This is a genomic window from Pseudoalteromonas sp. A3 (assembly GCF_025942345.1).
Lineage (GTDB): Bacteria > Pseudomonadota > Gammaproteobacteria > Enterobacterales > Alteromonadaceae > Pseudoalteromonas > Pseudoalteromonas atlantica.
The window spans coordinates 662,625-681,756 of the sequence record NZ_JAPCKL010000001.1 but is presented as its reverse complement, the minus strand read 5'-3'; the positions used below and the strand labels follow the sequence as shown (position 1 = coordinate 681,756).

Below are 19,132 nucleotides of genomic sequence, written 5' to 3'. Positions count from 1 at the left end.
TTTAACAACGAACCACATTATAAGAGCTCAGTTGTTTAACTGGGCTTTTTTTATGCAAGCCATTCAATATGCAAACAATAATAACAACCGATGATACAAGTGCGATTAATACACGGGATAGAGGCCTTAACTACGGTGATGGTTTTTTTACCACAGCCAAAGTAATTGCAGGGCAGGTAGAGCATTGGCAGTACCATAAAGCACGTTTGGTAGAATGCGCAGAACGCTTAGCGTTTCCTGCAATTAACTTTACTGAGCTTGAGCAACATATTGCAAAGGCAATTACTGGCTGCCAATTAAATGTGCTTAAAATAGTGATCACCCGCGGAGAAGGTGGGCGAGGCTATGGATTGCCGCAACACACCCATTTAACCATTTTAATTACCGTGTTAGGGTTTCCACAAAGCTACCCAGCATTAGCTAAAACAGGGGTGAGTTTAGCCCTAAGCCCAATAAAATTAGCAGCCCAACCTTTATTAGCCGGTTTAAAAACACTTAACCGACTAGAACAAGTGCTGATTAAAAATGCCATGGCAAAACAGCAATGTGACGATGTTTTAGTACTCGATCATCAAAACAATGTGATTGAAGCTTCGGCAGCTAATATTTTTGCTATTAGTGATAATAATGTATATACGCCAAGCCTTGAGCAATGCGGTATTAAAGGGGTTTATCTGCAATCGTTATGTGATAAATTAGCGGTTGAATTTAAGCAAGTAAGCCTAAATGAATTAACCCAAGCTAGTGCTGTATTTATTTGTAATAGCTTAATGGGCGCTGTGCCCGTCAGTCGTATAGAACAACATACATTTAATGTTGAGCAATGCATGTGTTTATTAAATGAATTATTAGCCAAGGAGGCTAAGTGTTAAAAGTTATTTTATCGGTATTATTGTTAGCTTTAGTTACAACGCTAGTAGGGTATCAGCAATTACAAGCAACAATAACTAGCCCGCTAAATATAACAACGCCTACCCAGTTTGAAGTTAAAAAAGGCATGGGCTTTAACCAGCTATGTAAACAATGGCAAGCTAATAATTGGTTAAAAAGCTGCTGGCGTTACCAAGTAATTGCAAAGCTTGACCCAACACTAACCGACTTAAAAGCCGGCTTGTACGAGCTAACGAATACAAGCGTTATTAATAATATAAAAAAAATAAACAACGGCGAGCAAATCAGTTTTAGCTTTACTATTATTGAAGGGCAAAACTTACGCGAAGTGATAGCAGCCATTAGTAGTGCGCCGCATTTAACTAATAACTTAAATACAGAGCAACTGGCGCAGCAAATAGTAGGTGAAAAAGGCCATTTAGAAGGGTGGTTGTTTCCAGATACGTATCATTATCACAGTGGTGATACTGCCAGTAGTTTATTAAAACGTGCGGCCGTTAAAATGCAGCAAACACTTGAGCAAGCATGGCCACAACGTGCAGAAAACCTACCGTATAAAAACGCATATGATGCACTTATCATGGCCTCTATTATCGAAAAAGAAACAGGCCTTGCCAGTGAGCGCCCCTTAATAGCCGCCGTATTTATAAATAGATTAAACGCAAATATGCGCCTACAAACCGATCCCACCGTAATATATGGCCTAGGGGAGAGTTTTGACGGTGACATTAAACGAAAAGATTTACGCGATTACACACCTTATAATACGTATCGCATTAAAGGGCTGCCGCCAACACCCATTGCCATGCCCTCAAAAGCGGCTATTTTAGCAGCGCTTAATCCGCCTAAAACACAGTATGTTTATTTTGTGGCTAAGGGCGATGGCAGTCATCAATTTTCAACCACGTTAAAGCAACACAACGCGGCAGTTAAAACGTATATATTAAATAAAACGAATTAAACTTTATATGAAACCAAAATTTATTGTTATTGAAGGCCTTGAAGGCGCAGGTAAATCAACGGCTATTTCGTTATGCCAAGACTTTTTAAATAAAAAACAAATAGACTTTATTAACGTACGCGAGCCAGGTGGGACACCGCTTGCCGAGTCTTTACGTACTTTAGTAAAAGCCGAACATGAAGAAGACATAGCTTTTGAAACCGAACTACTTATTATGTACGCAGCTCGCTCGCAGCTTATGCATAATGTAATTAACCCGGCGCTTGATAAAGGGCAGTGGGTATTAGCAGATCGCCACGATTTATCATCTCAAGCATACCAAGGTGGCGGGCGTGGCATTAGCGCTAATACGTTAGCGTCTTTGTCGTCTATGGTATTAAAAGGGTTAAAACCTGATTTAACAATTTACCTAGATATAGACCCCGTAATAGGCCTTGAGCGTGCTAAAGGGCGTGGAGAGCTTGATAGAATTGAGCAAGAAGCCATTGAGTTTTTTCAGCGTACGCGTATGCGTTATGTTGAGCTGGCAAATGACGATAGCTCAATAAAAACCGTAGATGCCAACCAAAGTATTGATAAAGTACACCGCGATATAACCAATGTACTACGCACCTTTTTTGAAGGGTTAAAATAACATGCCATTGCCATTGCCATGGCTTAATAACGTAGAGCAACAGCTTGCGCAAAGTTATAAAGCGCAGCGTTTTCATCATGCGCAGTTGTTATGCGGGCCAAAAGGCGTTGGTAAGTTTGAGCTAAGCGAGCAATTAGCTAATAGCTTATTATGTCAAAATATTAATACCCATATGCAAAGCGAAGGTAGCAAGTTAGCCCCGTGCGGCCAGTGTAAAAGTTGCTCATTAACACTTGCGGGTAACCACCCTGATAAACGGCTAACGCAAGTTGAAGGGCAAAGCATTGGTGTTGACGATATTCGTGCGATAAGCGATTTTATGAACCACTCTGCTGCGCAAAATGGTAATAAAGTGGCCATTATTGAAAACTGCGAAAAAATGACCACGGCAGCAGCAAACGCGTTATTAAAAACCTTAGAAGAGCCCAGTAATAGCCGCTTTTTAATTTTAACCACAAGCCACACTGCGCAGTTACCTGCCACCATTTTAAGCCGCTGTGCCAAAACAGACATAAAAGTCGCAAACCCAGAAGCGACTAAAACCTGGTTAGCCGATTTAAATATTAGTGACTATGTGTGGCTGCCTTTATTTTATACGCAACCACTTTTAATTAAACAGTGGCAAGCGCAAGAGCAGCTGCAACACATTGATACTTTATATAAATTTGCAACTGAGTTTAAACAAAGCCATAATTTTAGTCCGCTTGTAAATATTATAAATAAACAACCTGAGCTAATACGCATTTTTACATTATTTTTAAGCGAGCAATTAAAACAGCAGCTTATAATGGGTTTAAGTTTTGACGCGTACCAAAGTGCTCAGCAAGCGTTGAATGAATTTTTACAAAATAGCACAGAGGTACTCGGGCTAAATTTACCTCTAGCAGTGTCGCGTTTAGCGCATGCCCTGCGTAACATTTAATAGGAATAGATATGCAAGAGCTTTTAGTTGATGTAGATAACCTTGACGAACTTTATCGCTGCTACATGCCTTATTTAAAAAAAGGCGGCCTATTTGTACGTACCAATATGCGTTACGAAATCGGCTACTCTTTAGCGCTTAGAGTGACTTTACCTGATGCGCTAGAAGATGACGTGGTAACGGGTAAAGTTGCCTGGATCACACCACAAGGCGCACAAAGCTCTAACCCACCAGGTATAGGTATTAGTTTTTTAGATGATAAAACAAATTTAAACGCTAAAATCGAAAAGCTATTAGGCACTATGTTAAACTCTGGTAATCCTACATATACCATGTAGTTTTAAACGCATTTGCTTAATAGTGATATGCATAAAGCAGCCGGTTAGCGAGCGCTTAGCTCTCATTAACTGCAATACTAACTTGCTTATATCAATTCGTTTAATACCCATTCGCTTAATTAAGTGATTTACTTTGAGGCTGGAAAAACGTGTTGATAGCTAGGTAAAAAATTCGCTATTTAGTTATGCTCGGCAATTGCTCCTGCATTGCTCTGCATCCATGCAGTCGTAAATAAGCATTGTTTAACGCAGGTAGCGACACGTTTAGCCCCGCAAAATGATTAGGTATTATTGCAAATTGGTACAACTAGGTATTTTTGCAGGTTAGTATAATTTAACACCCAAAACCATACAGGCCGTATAGTGATTGTAGATTCTCATTGCCATTTAGATCGTCTTGATTTTGACAAATTAGATTTAAACCTAGATCAAGTACTCGACAACGCCCGCGCAAAGCAAGTAGAGCACTTTTTATGTGTAAGTGTAACGCTTGATCAATTCCCAAGCATGCTTGAAAAAATTAAACATTACGACGATGTATCGGCATCGTGTGGCGTGCATCCGCTTGATCAAAAAGATGCCCTTAATAAACAGCAACTCATTGATTTAGCATCGCATGAAAAAGTAGTCGCGATTGGCGAAACAGGCCTAGATTACTATTATTCAAAAGACACGCACGCAGTACAACAAGCCAGTTTTGTTGGCCATATTGAAGTAGCAAACGAACTACAAAAGCCACTGATTATTCATACCCGTGATGCCAGAGCCGATACCATTAACTTGATGCGTGAGCACAAAGCAGAAAACTGCGGTGGCGTACTGCATTGTTTTACCGAAGATTGGGATATGGCCAAAAAAGCGATTGATATGGGGTTTTATATCTCTATTTCTGGCATTGTTACCTTTAAAAATGCCGTAGAGCTTAAAGAAGTTGTAAAACAAATCCCACTCGATAGATTACTCATCGAAACAGACTCGCCTTATTTAGCACCTGTGCCGTACCGTGGAAAAACAAATCAGCCTGCGTATGTAGAAGATGTTGCCTACTATATTAGTGAGCTTAAAGGCATAAGCTTTAACGAGCTTGCAAAAGCAACGACTGATAACTTTTATTCACTTTTTAAATTAGCAGCGAAAGGCTAACACATGACTACTCAATCGGCGCAACTCCCACTTTTATTAATGGGGCCTATGGTGCGCCGAGCTGAGCAAAGTGGTATATGTATACAGTTTGCTACTTCACGCCCTGGCAATTGCCAAATCACACTTGAAAACCAACAAAGCTACAGCGAGCAGCAAAGCATTGCATTAGGTAAACACCTTTACCTGCATTTTATAATTATAAAACCTGTTGATAGCCAGTTTCCGCTCGACACATTATTAGCGTATACATTGCATATTAACGAGCAAAAAATTGACTTAACTCCTTGGTGCTTTGAAGGGCAAACGGCGCCTTCGTTTGCAATTGCCAATAAGCTTACGCATATTTTACATGGCTCGTGTCGCAACGCACATCACCCCGCAAAAGACAGCTTAGTATCAGCAAGTGAATGGCAAAATACCCAGCGCAGTAATAAACTGCAGGGCGCACAGCTTTTACTGCTTAGCGGAGACCAAGTTTACGCCGATGATGTAGCCGGCCCTATGCTACTGGCTATTCATCAGCTAATAGATGCATTAGGTATTTATAAAGAGCAACCGCTTGAGCTCAATTTACCAGCAGATATAAATGAGCAGCTTTTTAACCGCCATCATTACTTACCTAAAACACCATGGCAAAAACGTTCAAAACTGGGCGTTGGGTACTGGCTAAAAAAAGACGAGCCTCATTTTTCTAGCGTAAAAGCGCATAATCACTTAATTCACTTTGAAGAATTTATAGCGCTGTATTTACTTAACTTTAGTGCCGCCGCGTGGCAATGCGTTGATATTAAAAATTGCCATTACACACAAGGCAATGAAAAAAATAACACCATTTTTAACGCCGAAAAAAAGGCGTTAATTGACTACGCGAAAGGCTTAAATAGCGTAGAGCGTTTATTTGCTAATGTATCTACCTTGATGATGTTTGACGATCACGATGTTACCGATGATTGGAACCTAACAGCAGGGTGGGAGCAAGCTATAAATCAGAACCCAAGTAGTAAACGCATCATTAATAATGGGCTGATAAGTTATTGGCTATTTCAAGGGCTGGGCAACGACGCGCTACATAAAACCGGCGAGCTTATAGATGAGTTTAAACAAAGCCGTAGCGCCAACAATAGTTGGCAGTTTAAAGCCTTTGATAAGCCTCTGAACGAATTTAACTATTGGCATTATGAGCTTACCACCACGCCTAAAGTAGTTGTGCTTGATACCCGCACGCACCGCTGGCGTAACGAAAGTAACTTTAATGAACCCTCAGGCTTACTTGATTGGGAGCGCTTAACAGAGCTTGAAGAAAGCCTGCTGAGCCACAGCAAAGTAATTATTGTATCGCCAGCGCCTGTGTTTGGCGTTAAATCAATAGAAGCAATTCAAGCCGCGTTTAATATGTGCGGCCAGCCGCTTATGGTTGATGTAGAAAACTGGATGGCACACGAAGGCTCGGCCAAAAAACTGCTTGATACCTTTAGGCGTACAGACACACCTAACGAAACGCTTATTTTATCGGGTGATGTGCATTATTCTTTTTGTTTTTCGGTGCAAAAACGCTTTGGCGATCACCCAAATAGAATATGGCAGCTCACCGCCAGCGGTATTAAAAACGAATTTCCGCGTAAGCTAATTAATGTACTCGATAAGCTCGACTCAATATTGTACGGCCCCAAAAGCCCGCTTAACTTTTTCACCAAACGCTGGCACATGGAAGTAGATAAACACCAAACCAAAGGTGAAGGCCAAAAGTACCTAGTAAGCGACTCCGCAATAAGCCTAATAACGCTAGATAACGGCGACCTATCCCGCTACCAACTCATCCACGGCGAAGGCCACACCACCGAGTTTGATTTAGAAGAGCAGTAAAGCCGCGAAAAATTTTTTGAGTGAAGTAAAAACCTTAATTGCACAAAGAGAAGCGAATGAGGAGTAAATGAGAAGACACAACCAATCCAGACATTTTACTTTGTTTATTACGACTCATAAGCGTAGCGTCTCTAAACCTCTTTGTGAAAAAGTAACTTAAGCTAATTGCACAAAGGGAAGAAAATAAGGAGTAAATGTGAAGACATAACCAATCCAGACATCTTATTTATCACTGCTCTACAGTGGAGCGTCTCAAAACCTCTTTGTGAAAAATAACTAAGTTCAATTGCACAAAGAGAAGCGAATGAGGAGTAAATGAAAAGACATAACCAATCCTGGCATTTTATTTATCACGACTCTAAAGCGTAGCGTCTCTAAACCTCTTTGTGAAAAAGTAACTTAAGCTAATTGCACAAAGAGAAGCGAATGAGGAGTAAATGAGAAGACACAACCAATGCAGACATTTTACTTTGTTTATTACCACTCTAAAGCGTAGCGTCTCTAAACCTCTTTGTGATTAAAATAACATAAAAATTTGCACAAAGAGAAGCGAATGAGGAGTAAATAAGAAGACATAACTAATCCAAACATTTTACTTTGTTTATTACGACTCTAAAGCGTAGCGTCTCTAAACCTCTTTGTGCAAATATTTTTAAAAATAGCTATTTAAAATCACGCCCTCGCTTAACAACTATTTTATTACTTAAAATCGCCAAACATAAAATAACCATAAACAACATTGAGTTAGCGCCTGCTTGGAGCGAGTAATCTACCGAAGAATGCAACAGCATATCTACAATAGCGATAGCACAGCCAAAAGCCACGCCCTGAAATAACGCTGTTTTGCGCTTTCTCATTGTCTGAATACATAACCATAAGCAATATAAAATAAGCGCTCCTAAAGCTGATGTTACGGGAATGCCTAGTTCTACAGCAAATTGAATATAGTCGTTATGAGCATTATCGTAATAGCCAGAGTACGGCTCAGATTGATACGCAGGGAAAGCTGTATAAAACGTACCGCCACCTGAACCCAATAAAGGTTTGTCGAGTATTAATGGGATTGAATCACGAACTACTTCATCACGTGTTTCAGATTGAATACTGGTTTCGCTTATACGTTGCTTTACTTTTTCTACATCAAATATTGCACCAATAATGATCAAATCAATTATAAAAAAACTAATAATAAGTAACTTAAACGCTTTAGGTTTTTTATTGTAAACAAACAAAGCCAACAAGCTAACAGCCATCAGTGCTATAAAAAAGGCTGAATTACCCATTCGACTGCGCGTTAAAATTAGCGCAATAATTATAATAATTAACGATATACGCAAAATTATTTTTGAGCTTAATAGTATTTCTGTCCAGGCGCGCAAAGTTTGTTTAAATGTAAGGTCACTTGTATGATTACCTCGCTTTAATTCACTCACTAATACACCAATACCCAAACATAAACATAGCGCTAAATAGTTAGCTAAAAAGTTAGAGTAAGTAAACGTACCTATGGCGCGTTGCGTGTGCCTATATCCAAAAATAGGGCTGAGAATATCAGGTGACAAATTTAGGTAAGTTGCATACAAAGCCTGAAAAACACCCGCTGCAATAATGGTATAAATAAGCTTTTTTATACGCTCACTATTATTGCAATAAATAAATATAAGCCAACAAAAGCAAACCATAAAGCTCGTTTTTAACAGCATTTGTTTTGTTTGAAAGGGGTCTAAACTCACAGTAAAAAATTGCAAAGTACACATAGCGCATACTAATAATAAAGCAGAAATAATGGGTAAAGAATAGCGAGGAGGGTACAACGTTTGGTTATTTACAGCGCTATTAAGCAGGTGAAAAACAAAGGTTATACAAATTAAAATACCCATTGCCATAATGGCCCAGGGTCGGTAGCTACCTAAAGGAAGGGGCAGCAAAAAAACAATTGCACACAGCAAAAAAAATATAAAACGATTCACAGCTTTCTCAAAAAAAAACGAGCTAATAGTTAAACAATAGTGTTTAAAGTAAAAACGCAGCCATTAGGCTGCGTTTGTATTATAAAACTAGTTATTATTTAGTTGCCAACTTCAGAAATACCAGCGTCACCACCGGTACCGCCTGCGCCTTGAGGAACGGTTGTTGTAGGCAAGGTTACAATTACAGGGCCAGCTGGTGCTGTAGGCTCTGTAGGACCAGCTGCTGTTGCTTCTGACGCAATAGTTGCATCAACTCCAGCTGTTATTGCAGCAAGCGTTACAGCATCGCTATTAACGCCTGCAGTAACTAAGGCCGCTAAAAAATCAGAAATAAACGGGCTATCTGCGCCAATGGCTGCAATAACTGCATTCATAATTATATCAAGCTGCTCAGCAGAACACGTTCCATTAGCGATAGGAGAATCTAAATCAATTGGTCCGGTATTTTGGCAAAGTTGCTCAATTGCAGTTACTAAGTTTTGTTGCAACTCATCCGATGGAGTTTCTGCAGTGGCGTTGTTCAAAATACTAATTAAAGTATCTAGGTTACCAGTTTGCACAACTACATCGTTGTCTGCTTGAGCATAAACTGGAAGTGTAACAAAACTTGAGGTGCCAACAATCAAGCTAGCAAGTATAAGTGCTCTCATTATGAGCCTCTTTTAGAGGTTACTAATTACAGAACCTTAGCGTATTGGTACAAAAAGTAAACTGTTTATTCATACCACTACGTTTAGTTTCTATAACTTTTGACGGTGGTATAATTAAGTTACCTTGTATACCGTCACACCCGAGGTTTTCAAGCATATGTAATGTTTCAGGTTTTTCAATTAAACAAGCTAGCACCTTTATACCAAAACCATGACAAATATTATTAACTGTTTGAATAAAAAATTGGCTTTGGCTGTTATCTAGTAAGTCTTGTATGTAACTACCGTCTATTTTTACATACTCAATATCTAAGCCTTGTAAGTATTTAAAGGAGGTGAGGCTAGTACCAAAATGCTCAATACATACATTAATGCCTATGTCTTTTATTATATCGATATGTTGTGAAGCAATATGAACATTATAAAGCAAGCTAATTTCATGTAGTTCAAATAACAGATTAGTTTTTAAAACAGGTTTAGTATGGGCGTAAAGTGTTAACCATTCAATAAACTCAGTAGAGTATAATGACGCTTTACTTAAATTGAGCGCAAATACATCGTTTGGATATTGCTCTTTAACATTAACAAAATTACGAATTATTTTTTTATCAAGCTCTTCAGTTAAGTTTAGTTTTTCTGCCATAGCAAACAAATGCCCGTTACTCACTTTCTCGTTTTCATGAATAAAGTGAGCAAATACCTCAAAATAGCATTGCTTATTTTGTGAGTTAGCACGTTTTACAGGTTGCACTGAAAAACTCACTTCACCAGATGCTAAAATTGACTGAATAAGTGAGCGCCACTGATTAGCACTAAATAAAGTGTCTTTATCTATTTTATTATTGTTTGTGTCACCAATTGTACAGCCCGTGTCTAACGCTGATAATACGCGACCTACAGGCATTCCTTTTACTACACTTACTAACGCAAAGTTAGCAAAGCCACTAACATGCAAACTATTTTTTTGCTGGCTAAATGCATCAGTAATTTCAAGCCGAGTTCTATTTAAAAAATCACTATCGTAGGGCGCAAGGGCAATAAAAGTACTGCCATTTAACCTAAACACTTTTGCATTAGTAAGCTCGCCAAACGTGGTTTTGAGTATGTTTGCCACTTCGTTTACGTGTTCATCACCGTCTTGATAACTTACCGTTTTATTAATGTTTGCAAGCGAGGGCAGGGTAATCATCATTGCAGTAATAGGTGTCTCGTCACTTATAGAGTCAACTACCGAGTTAAAATGGTTATCAAACGACTTTCGGTTACCTAAACCAGTTAAAGGGTCTATATATACTTCTTCGGTAAGGGCTTGTGTTTGCCTAGTAAGCGAGTCAAACGTACTTTGCAGGTTCATAACCATATTGTTAATGGCTTTAGTTACAGTGCGCAGCTCGCGCGCAACAGGTATTTCATCGTTGAGTGTAAAGCGCTTACGTGTAACTAGGTGGGCTTGGTTCTCTACAGCTCTAAGTGGTTTAAAAACAGCACGCAGTATTAAAAATGCAACAGCCAGTGACGCTACTAATAATAAAAACGATCCATAAAAGCTGCGTTTAGTATGTTCCCAAAGGGTTAGATACGACTGCCCAACATGGCTTGTTACTTCAAGCGTACCTGCCATAATCCAGCCATTGTTTAGTTCAGACAGCCTAGTTGGTGCGTTTAGCTTAACTGCGCTTATAAACCAATTAGGTACTGATTCAACACGCTTAGGGTTTACAAGTTCAAAAACCACCTCAGTCTGGGCATTAGTAAATTTTATTTGTTTATAATAACCTGAGTCAAAAATGGCCGTTGCCATTGTTTGAGCAATCATTATGCTGTCTTCTTCAAGGTAGGGCGAAATAGAAAGCCCTAAACTTGTGGCGGTATCTTGAGCGTGGCTCCCCATTTGGGTTTGCAAATACTGGCGAGTGGTATCTACATCGGTAACTACCCGAACACAAAAAGAAATTAATGAAATGACTATAATCAATCCATAAACTTGCGTTTTTAAACTCAAGCCATTTTTAAAAAAAGACGACATAACTAATAGTTCCTTTAACGTTATTCTATATGGGAGCAAGCTCACCTTGTTCAATTCGCTCTAGCATTGTATTCCAAGCAGATACACCACGGCTGTTTTTTACTTTGTTACCTAACCCCTTCGATTTAGCTAACCATAAACCTTGGCCATTAAAGCTGTATATTGGCGTTAAGTCGGTACGTTGAGTTGCTGGTAGTAATTTTGTATTGAAGTTTCCTAGCACATAAGGAATTTGCTTTGGCTGCTCAATATAAATTAAAACCATATGGGGTTGGTTAAGCTCCTTATGACGAACGTACATTAACCGAATTTTATCTTCAGGAATACCTAAAGCGAGTAACGTAAAGTATTTCGCAATTACATAGTCTTCACAATCACCCATGCCAGTGCCAAGGCTTTCAAGTGGTGTTGCCCAATAATCAGCTTTCTGCCAAAGAGCTTGATCAGACTTGTATTTAATTTTTTCATTAAAAAAGTCATTAACAAGATGTATTTTTTTCCATTCATTTTTGTTGATAGCTTCATCTATAAAACTTAACCAGCTTTTAATACGTGCGTGTCCTTGGCTACCATACTGTTGCTGGGCAAATGAAATTATATCGTTATTACGCAAATTCGTAAGCATATCTTGGGAGTGCACAATAAAAGATAATACGAATAAAACACAAAAAATGAAGCGCACTACTATTCCCTTTTGAAGCATTCCTTTAAAAATGAGCTTTAGTATAGTTGCATTAACATTAAAAAGGTAGATAGTATAAAAGTATTGGAAGCACTAATTTAGTGCGTAAAAGTTTAATTTGGTGCAACATAAATTTAACAAAAAAACAGTCAAAAAGGATGTTTTTTTGGTTGAGTAGATTGTTTGGGCGTGTATACTGTAAGACACATAGGGTATGTGAGAACGTTAATGGACTTTGCTTTGCGAGATCTTTTTTTGTTCTATATAAGATAAAAGGAATTAATGTGAAAGTTTTAAAAGCTGTTCTACCTGTTGCTGGCCTTGGTACACGTATGCTACCAGCCACTAAAGCTATTCCTAAGGAAATGCTCCCCTTGGTAGACAAACCACTCATTCAATATGTGGTAAATGAGGCAGTTGCTGCCGGTATAAAAGAAATCGTTTTAGTCACCCACGCCTCCAAAAATTCAATTGAAAATCACTTTGATACGAGTTTTGAGCTTGAAGCCACTCTAGAAGCACGTGTGAAGCGTAGTCTTTTAGAGGAAGTACGCTCAATAGTACCAAAAGATGTAACGGTAATTTCTGTTCGTCAATCTGCCCCTTTAGGGTTAGGCCATGCCGTGCTTGCTGCGCGTCCAATCGTAGGAAATAGCCCCTTTGCAGTGATGCTCCCCGATGTCATTATTGATAAATATAAATCTAATCCAAAAACTGACAACTTAAGCCAAATGATCGACCGCTTTGATAAAACAGGCCATAACCAAGTCATGGTAGAGCCCGTACCGCAAGAGCAAGTTCACCAATATGGAGTGGTTGATTTAGCGGGTAAAAAAATAAAAGCCGGCGAGAATGCAGTTATAAAAAACATGATTGAAAAACCAAATAATGATCAAGCACCAAGTAATCTAGCGATTACTGGGCGCTATGTCGTGTCAGAAATAATTTGGGATTTACTTGAATACACACCACCCGGAGCAGGTGGAGAAATACAGCTAACAGACGCACTACTTCAACTTCGTCACTTAGAAACATTAGAGGCTTATCATCTAAAAGGGAAGTCGCACGACTGTGGTTCTAAGTTAGGTTATATGTTGGCAAACGTTGAATATGCGATGAAATCAAGCCAATTGGGAGAAGCATTTACAAAGGAAGTGAAAGCACTCTTATAAAATGTAATGAGTAAAAAGCTACATAGCGAGTTCATCATTTTAAGTTTTTATGTTTATAAAAAAAGATCATTTATACGCCTCATTTTGGGGGGCCCTAGCTGTTGGTGCATTGTTATTCAATACGATGTTTGGCGCGTTTGCGGCTTTAACTTTTTTAATAGCTGGGACTGCTTATGCTGCATCAGGCATCAACTTTACCCTGAGAGTATGTAAAAAAAATTGGGAGTTGTTTTTAATACCAGCTTTATGCTTATTATCTGTTATTTGGTCAGATATTCCAGCAACGGCATTGCGGGCAAATATACAGCTTTTACTCACTACAATTTTCGCAGTCGTCATAGCTAGTCGCTTGGGGCTTAACTTATTTTTAAGGGCTGGCGCGTTTATTATGTTAATTGCTATGGTGATGAGTTTAGTTTCATCTCGCACTGCTCTAAATGGTATGACAGGTGAAATAAGTTTAATTGGTATTTTTGGAAGTAAAAACTATTTAGCTGCAAATACTTCTATGTGCATTACATTAGCACTTACCTTATCGCTCAATAAAATGATTGATAGGTCCAGTCGTATATTAGGGGTTGTGCTATTAATTACTTCGACTTTAGTTTTAATTAAAGCTAAGTCATTGGGCGCAATGGTGTTTGTATTAGGTAGTATATTAATTTGTATTGTAATTATTTATTACCAAAATTTAGCTTTAAATAAGTTCACTAGAGGAAAACTGAACTGGAGTATCTTGTTAGTTTTTTTAACCGGTATGTTCCTTTTAGTCTATTCACTTATCAATGGCAGTTTTAATGAACTTATGTATAGCATTGGTAAAGATCCAACTTTAACAGGTCGCACACACTTATGGGCAAGAGGGATATCACTTATACAGGAAAATCCATTACTTGGAGTGGGTTTCCAGAGTTTATTTTATGTTGGAAATAATATAGCCGAAGATATATGGGCACTCCACCATGTCCCCTCTGGAGCAGGGTTTAATTTCCATAATATGTATGTAGATATGGGCGTTGAACTTGGCCTAATTGGTTTGTTTCTTTACCTATATTTAATAAAGCTATTTATAAGTAGGATATTTGATTTACATAACATCGCTTATGGGAGTTCACATTTTTTTGCAATATTAATTTTAAGCTATATGTTTTTACAAACTTTTTTAGAAGCTGTTTGGTTTGAGCAGTTCACAGTTATTCATTTTTTTATGTGTGTATCTTGGGTTTATTTAAAGGAAGATGAGCGTTATGAATAAAGAAATACCTAAAGGTGTAATTATATTTGGTGGCTCAGGTTTTATAGGCACACACCTTATTGATAAGCTTCTTATACAAGGTTGTACAACTATTATCTCTGTGGACATAAAAGAGCCAAAATCCCCACGCAAAGGGGTGAATTATATTGTAGCTGATGTGAGGGACTTATCATCATTAGAGCTGTTCAATAACATCGATAAAATTTATAACTTTGCGGCGATCCACACGACACCAGGCCATGAACATCATGAATACTATGAAACAAACATCTGTGGCGCACTTGAAGTATGTAAGTATGCTGAAAGAGCGGGTATCAAAAATATAATTTTTACTAGCTCAATTTCAGTTTATGGTCCGGGCGAAGATCAAAAAACAGAAGAAACCGAATTACAGCCTACATCATCTTACGGATACTCGAAAATGATAGCAGAGAAAGTTCATAAAGAATGGCTTAATAAAAACTCTGCAATTAATAAGTTAGTGATAGTGCGGCCTGCAGTAGTCTTTGGGCCTGGAGAAGGGGGTAACTTTACGCGCCTAGCGACTTTACTTAGTAAGGGTTTTTTTATTTATCCGGGCAGGAAAAATACAATAAAAGCATGCATTTATGTAGATGATTTAATTGAAGCCATTAGCTTTGCTGAAGATCAAAGACAGACATTAATAACATTTAATGGAGCATACCATCATGGTTATACACTTGAAGATATAATAGATATTTTTCAGGCTAACCACTTTTCAGACGTAAAAACAGTAATGCTACCAAAATTTATTGTGCTCGGGGTGGCTAAAGCTTTGCGTTTATTTAATGCGTTTAACATTGGAATTCACCCAGAGCGGGTAATGAAGTTAGTTAAATCAACAGACGTTTACCCTGGGTGGTTAGTATCAAAAGGTAAAAAGTTCGATGGTGGTGTAGAGGTCGCTTTAAGCAAGTGGTCATCCTCTACAGATGGAAAGTTTAATTAATAGGATCTCTCTATGGATATTTGCGTGGCAATTTGTACTTATAAACGAGATAGCCTTAGAGAGACTCTATATTCTATCTCAAAGCAATGCTTGCCAAGAGAAATAACGCTAAAAGTGCTTATAGCCGATAATGATAAGACCGATAAAGCAAGAGCTAAAATAGAGGGGTGGGCAGAAGAGTTTGGCTTGCGCTTAATTTATATCCATGCCCCTTATCAAAATATCTCTATTGCAAGAAATGCGTGTTTAGACAATGCAGATAGTAATTGGTTGGCATGTATAGATGATGATGAAGTGGCTTCCATTAATTGGCTCTCAAACTTATATAAAAAAGCGCAGCAGGAAAAAGTAGCGGTAGTATGTGGACCTGTTAAAGCGATATATGACGACAGTGCGCCTAGCTGGATGAAAATATGTGATTTTCATTCTCAACAACCAGTTTTTGTTAAAGGGGTAATAAAAACAACTTCGACAGCAAATGCTCTGATTAACTTAAAGCACCAAGCTTGTAAGGGGTTGAGGTTTGATCTTGCTTTAGGTAAATCAGGCGGAGAAGATAGTAGCTTTTTTTCTTATGTTTATTCTAATGGTGGATGCTTTGCATTCGCAAAAGATGCATTGGTTACTGAAGATGTACCGCCTGAACGTGCCAACCTGATGTGGTTATTAAAAAGGAAGTTCAGGTTTGGACAAACATGCGGCGCACGTCTAATAACTAAAAATATCAGTGTACTAGATAAAATAAAATACAGCACTTTAGCTAGCTGTAAATTTTCATTTTGTATACTAATGTGCCTACTTTCAATACTAGGTAAAAACAAAAAATATCATTGGCTCCTTAGAGGCACGCTTCATGTTGGGGTGCTTGCAAAACTGTTTGGTAAAAAAGAAATAATTCAGTATTAGATAGTGATAAAGGGAGTATGTATTCAATGGATAACTGCAATAGGTTACTAGATGAAAGCTGATTTAAAAGTATCAGTTGTTATTGCTGCTTGGAATTCAGAAAAATTTATTAGCAAAGCAATAGATTCGGCGCTTCAACAAAAGGTTTCTCTTGAGGTTATCGTTGTTGATGATTTTTCAAGCGATAACACCTGTGAGGTTGTTGAGAATTATCGCGATGAGCGGGTTAGGTTAATCAAATCGAATAGCAATGGGGGGCCAGGTTATGCACGTAATATTGGATTTGAAGCTGCAAAAGGTAAGTGGATCGCAATTTTAGACTCTGATGATTATTTCTTACCTAATAGATTGAGCGAAATGCTTAATTCTGAAGATGATGCTACAGATATTCTTATAGATAATTTTTATATGTGCCGTGAGGGAGAGCAGGCGCTATCTCCTTTTTACACTAATGATGAACTCAAAACAGGCAACTTATCCTTAGCAGAATTTATAAGCGGGAATGCAGATTTCATGGGTAAAAAAACCACAGGTTACGTAAAGCCTCTTTTTTTAAAATCGTTTTTAGTAAAAACAAAAGTGGAATACTGGCCTGAAGTTCGAATTGGTGAGGATTACTACTTTTTAGCATCGTGTTTAGCGGCTAATGCAGTAGCAAAAGTTTTAGACTTTTTCGGGTATGTATACACCATTAGAGGCGACTCCATTTCTGGCCAGTTAACGGAAGGGCATATTTCAAGGTTTCAGTGGGGCGATAGAAAATTTGTAGAGATGTATGAACTTAATAAAAGTGAAAATGCAGCTCTTAAAATAAGAAATAGAAACTTATCAAACACTAAAGCTTATATTTTGCTTGTAAAATCAATAAAGCGTAAAAAGATTTTAAAATCACTTTCTATTGCAGTTATAAACCCAACAGCTTGCAGGCTGCTATGGTTACCAATACGTAAACGCTTATTAAGTTAAGAAAACAGGGAGAGTAATTTGAGAGTATTAGTAGCCGTGTTAACAACAGGAAGTAGAAGCGCGACTTTCGAGCAATGTATTTTAAGTATCCTTGAACAAAGCTACATTAGCAGCATAGAGCTAAGTATATTAATTGTTGAAAATAATTCCGAATTGACTCAAGTAGTTAATAGCAGCTTGAGTAAGTTTACTAACAATAAAAAAATTAATCTAATACACGTTTTAGAAACTAAACAAGGGATACCGTTTGCAAGGAATAATGCACTAAATTATGCACAAAATAACCAGTACGACTACTTGGCGTTTATTGATGACGATGCTTATGCAGATAAAAACTGGCTGAACTTACTGTGTGATAAAGCGAAGGGCTATGATGTAGTTGCAGGCCCCCAAAAAGCCATATTTCCCAAAGGCACTCATAAATATTTTAACTTAGCCCGTTTGTACCACGAGCGTAAATTAAGGGATGGTGTGATGGTGAAATGGGCTGCTACCAATAATATCTTGATTAATGTTAATACACTTAAAAAACTGAATCTTAGCTTCAACGAGTCGCTTATTCACGGTGGAGAAGATAAAGAGCTCTTTTTGAGGTTAACAGCATGTGGTGGCAAAATTAAGTGGGTTAATAATGCAATAGTTCAAGAACATATCGTTATTGAACGCTTAACAACTAAATGGGCTTTACGTCGCTGCTTTAGAATGGGTGCTACAGGCTTTAAAATTGAAAGCTGTAATAAGACTTTCTTAGGAGCACTTTTTACTTGCTGCTTTAAAGGGGCTGCTTATTTGGCAAAAGGTTTACTTTCATTTTTGCCGTACTTTATTAGTTCGAAGCATACATGTTTAGATAGTTTATGTGACTTATCCCACGGTGTTGGTTTTTTTTATGGGCTCTTCTCCGGTGGTAATGTTAGGAGCTACGCGTGAAAATACACTTATTTTACTTCTTTTGCTTACAGGCTTTCTCTTGGCCACTCTATGCACAAGAGTACAATCAGTTAGTGTGGAGTGATGAGTTTAACAGCGATGGCCTACCTGCTAGTGAAAAGTGGGGGTACGAACAAGGCTATGTACGAAATGGTGAAAAACAGTTGTATGTAGCAAACAACCTTCATAACGCAAGAGTTAAAGATGGAATTTTAATAATTGAGGCAAGGAAGTTGGAGAGTGTAGAAACTAGTCTATTGGATGAATTATTTGACTCTCCAAAACCTATGTATACATCTGCTAGTTTAACTACACGTAATTTGCATTCATGGACGAATGCAAAAATTGAAGTACGTGCTAAATTACCCCATGGCATTGGAGTTTGGCCTGCAATATGGCTACTTGGAGTCGATAAGCAAGGTAAAGGCTGGCCAGCTAAAGGCGAAATAGACATGATGGAATATGTTGGTTACCAAAAAGATAAAGTGCATATAGCTCTGCATACTAAGATGAGAAATCACCAGAATAAAAAAGCGGTAAATAAGGGGTTTAAATTAAAAAATCTCTTATCTGAATATCATATATATGCTGTTGAAAAATATTCTAATGTTATTAAGTTTTTTATAGATGATAAGCTAGTTTTTAGTTATGAAAAAGAAGATGATAATACCGAATCATGGCCTTTTGATGAGCCGATGTATTTAATAATTAACTTAGCAATTGGTGGTTCTTGGGGAGGAAAACATGGAATTGATGGTTCTATATTTCCTCAGCAGTTTTTAATAGATTATGTCAGGGTTTATCAGTAGGAATGTAATTGATAAAGTTTTAACTTTGATGCTTTTATATAAAA

The 19,132-nt window shown here is 38.0% G+C and carries 18 protein-coding genes; 14 read left to right on the top strand and 4 right to left on the bottom strand.

The annotated features are described in order from the left end of the window. Positions 1-68 precede the first annotated feature (68 nt). From pabC to OIZ54_RS03015, 7 genes are all read left to right on the top strand, one after another. Complete coding sequence (gene pabC / locus OIZ54_RS03045) at positions 69-872, top strand: aminodeoxychorismate lyase (protein ID WP_264389676.1); 804 nt, start codon at positions 69-71, stop codon at positions 870-872. After that, positions 866-1,852, top strand: coding sequence for an endolytic transglycosylase MltG (gene mltG / locus OIZ54_RS03040; RefSeq protein WP_004587693.1), 987 nt, complete (start codon positions 866-868; stop codon positions 1,850-1,852). The genes pabC and mltG overlap by 7 nt, the downstream gene beginning before the upstream one ends. 7 nt (positions 1,853-1,859) lie before the next feature. After that, the gene (gene tmk / locus OIZ54_RS03035) at positions 1,860-2,486 is read left to right on the top strand and encodes a dTMP kinase (protein ID WP_264389675.1); all 627 of its coding nucleotides are present in this window, start codon (positions 1,860-1,862) and stop codon (positions 2,484-2,486) included. 7 nt (positions 2,487-2,493) lie between these two features. Then, positions 2,494-3,408, top strand: coding sequence for a DNA polymerase III subunit (locus OIZ54_RS03030; RefSeq protein WP_264389686.1), 915 nt, complete (start codon positions 2,494-2,496; stop codon positions 3,406-3,408). 11 nt (positions 3,409-3,419) lie between these two features. Next, positions 3,420-3,746: a PilZ domain-containing protein gene (locus tag OIZ54_RS03025; protein WP_004587696.1), complete on the top strand. Its 327-nt coding sequence runs from the start codon at positions 3,420-3,422 to the stop codon at positions 3,744-3,746. 363 nt (positions 3,747-4,109) lie between these two features. After that, positions 4,110-4,889 carry a TatD family hydrolase gene (locus OIZ54_RS03020; protein ID WP_029773701.1) on the top strand — a complete coding sequence of 260 codons (780 nt, stop codon included), beginning with the start codon at positions 4,110-4,112 and terminating at the stop codon, positions 4,887-4,889. A gap of 3 nt (positions 4,890-4,892) precedes the next feature. Then, positions 4,893-6,752: an alkaline phosphatase D family protein gene (locus tag OIZ54_RS03015; protein ID WP_264389674.1), complete on the top strand. Its 1,860-nt coding sequence runs from the start codon at positions 4,893-4,895 to the stop codon at positions 6,750-6,752. A 662-nt stretch (positions 6,753-7,414) separates the two neighbouring features. Here the strand turns inward: OIZ54_RS03015 and OIZ54_RS03010 are convergent. The 4 genes from OIZ54_RS03010 to OIZ54_RS02995 all read right to left on the bottom strand — a co-directional run bounded on the left by OIZ54_RS03010 (position 7,415) and on the right by OIZ54_RS02995 (position 12,023). Continuing rightward, the gene (locus OIZ54_RS03010) at positions 7,415-8,722 is read right to left on the bottom strand and encodes an O-antigen ligase family protein (RefSeq protein ID WP_264389673.1); all 1,308 of its coding nucleotides are present in this window, start codon (positions 8,720-8,722) and stop codon (positions 7,415-7,417) included. Between the two features lie 98 nt (positions 8,723-8,820). Further along, positions 8,821-9,372, bottom strand: a complete 552-nt coding sequence (locus OIZ54_RS03005) for a hypothetical protein (RefSeq protein WP_264389672.1) — start codon at positions 9,370-9,372, stop codon at positions 8,821-8,823. Positions 9,373-9,394: 22 nt separating this feature from the next. Continuing rightward, positions 9,395-11,398, bottom strand: coding sequence for an EAL domain-containing protein (locus tag OIZ54_RS03000; RefSeq protein WP_264389671.1), 2,004 nt, complete (start codon positions 11,396-11,398; stop codon positions 9,395-9,397). Between the two features lie 25 nt (positions 11,399-11,423). Beyond that, the gene (locus tag OIZ54_RS02995) at positions 11,424-12,023 is read right to left on the bottom strand and encodes a transglutaminase-like cysteine peptidase (protein ID WP_282448173.1); all 600 of its coding nucleotides are present in this window, start codon (positions 12,021-12,023) and stop codon (positions 11,424-11,426) included. Positions 12,024-12,364: 341 nt separating this feature from the next. On the opposite strand from OIZ54_RS02995, the gene galU reads away from it, so the two are divergent. From galU to OIZ54_RS02960, 7 genes are read left to right on the top strand one after another with little or no spacing between them, the layout of a single operon-like run. Further along, positions 12,365-13,252, top strand: coding sequence for a UTP--glucose-1-phosphate uridylyltransferase GalU (gene galU / locus OIZ54_RS02990; protein ID WP_096739757.1), 888 nt, complete (start codon positions 12,365-12,367; stop codon positions 13,250-13,252). Between the two features lie 49 nt (positions 13,253-13,301). After that, positions 13,302-14,507 carry an O-antigen ligase family protein gene (locus OIZ54_RS02985; protein WP_264389670.1) on the top strand — a complete coding sequence of 402 codons (1,206 nt, stop codon included), beginning with the start codon at positions 13,302-13,304 and terminating at the stop codon, positions 14,505-14,507. Next, positions 14,500-15,477, top strand: coding sequence for an NAD-dependent epimerase/dehydratase family protein (locus tag OIZ54_RS02980; protein ID WP_264389669.1), 978 nt, complete (start codon positions 14,500-14,502; stop codon positions 15,475-15,477). Before OIZ54_RS02985 ends, OIZ54_RS02980 begins: the two co-directional genes overlap by 8 nt. Positions 15,478-15,489: 12 nt before the next feature. Beyond that, positions 15,490-16,383: a glycosyltransferase family 2 protein gene (locus tag OIZ54_RS02975; RefSeq protein WP_121637342.1), complete on the top strand. Its 894-nt coding sequence runs from the start codon at positions 15,490-15,492 to the stop codon at positions 16,381-16,383. Between the two features lie 51 nt (positions 16,384-16,434). After that, positions 16,435-17,349 (top strand): glycosyltransferase family 2 protein, encoded by a 915-nt coding sequence (locus tag OIZ54_RS02970; RefSeq protein WP_004587718.1) that lies wholly within the window; start codon positions 16,435-16,437, stop codon positions 17,347-17,349. A gap of 18 nt (positions 17,350-17,367) precedes the next feature. Then, positions 17,368-18,279 (top strand): glycosyltransferase family 2 protein, encoded by a 912-nt coding sequence (locus OIZ54_RS02965; protein ID WP_264389668.1) that lies wholly within the window; start codon positions 17,368-17,370, stop codon positions 18,277-18,279. Beyond that, entirely contained in the window at positions 18,276-19,088 is an 813-nt protein-coding gene (locus tag OIZ54_RS02960; protein ID WP_264389667.1) for a glycoside hydrolase family 16 protein, read from the top strand. Before OIZ54_RS02965 ends, OIZ54_RS02960 begins: the two co-directional genes overlap by 4 nt. Positions 19,089-19,132: the final 44 nt, after the last annotated feature.

Excerpts from the sequence above, each read along its gene's own strand:
- OIZ54_RS02985 (WP_264389670.1), top strand. The coding sequence starts at position 13,302 with ATGTTTATAAAAAAAGATCATTTATACGCCTCATTTTGGGGGGCCCTA.
- OIZ54_RS03000 (WP_264389671.1), bottom strand. The coding sequence starts at position 11,398 with ATGTCGTCTTTTTTTAAAAATGGCTTGAGTTTAAAAACGCAAGTTTAT.
- OIZ54_RS03025 (WP_004587696.1), top strand. The coding sequence starts at position 3,420 with ATGCAAGAGCTTTTAGTTGATGTAGATAACCTTGACGAACTTTATCGC.
- tmk (WP_264389675.1), top strand. The coding sequence starts at position 1,860 with ATGAAACCAAAATTTATTGTTATTGAAGGCCTTGAAGGCGCAGGTAAA.
- OIZ54_RS03015 (WP_264389674.1), top strand. The coding sequence starts at position 4,893 with ATGACTACTCAATCGGCGCAACTCCCACTTTTATTAATGGGGCCTATG.
- OIZ54_RS03005 (WP_264389672.1), bottom strand. The coding sequence starts at position 9,372 with ATGAGAGCACTTATACTTGCTAGCTTGATTGTTGGCACCTCAAGTTTT.
- OIZ54_RS02970 (WP_004587718.1), top strand. The coding sequence starts at position 16,435 with ATGAAAGCTGATTTAAAAGTATCAGTTGTTATTGCTGCTTGGAATTCA.
- OIZ54_RS02995 (WP_282448173.1), bottom strand. The coding sequence starts at position 12,023 with ATGCTTACGAATTTGCGTAATAACGATATAATTTCATTTGCCCAGCAA.
- OIZ54_RS02980 (WP_264389669.1), top strand. The coding sequence starts at position 14,500 with ATGAATAAAGAAATACCTAAAGGTGTAATTATATTTGGTGGCTCAGGT.
- pabC (WP_264389676.1), top strand. The coding sequence starts at position 69 with ATGCAAACAATAATAACAACCGATGATACAAGTGCGATTAATACACGG.
- OIZ54_RS02975 (WP_121637342.1), top strand. The coding sequence starts at position 15,490 with ATGGATATTTGCGTGGCAATTTGTACTTATAAACGAGATAGCCTTAGA.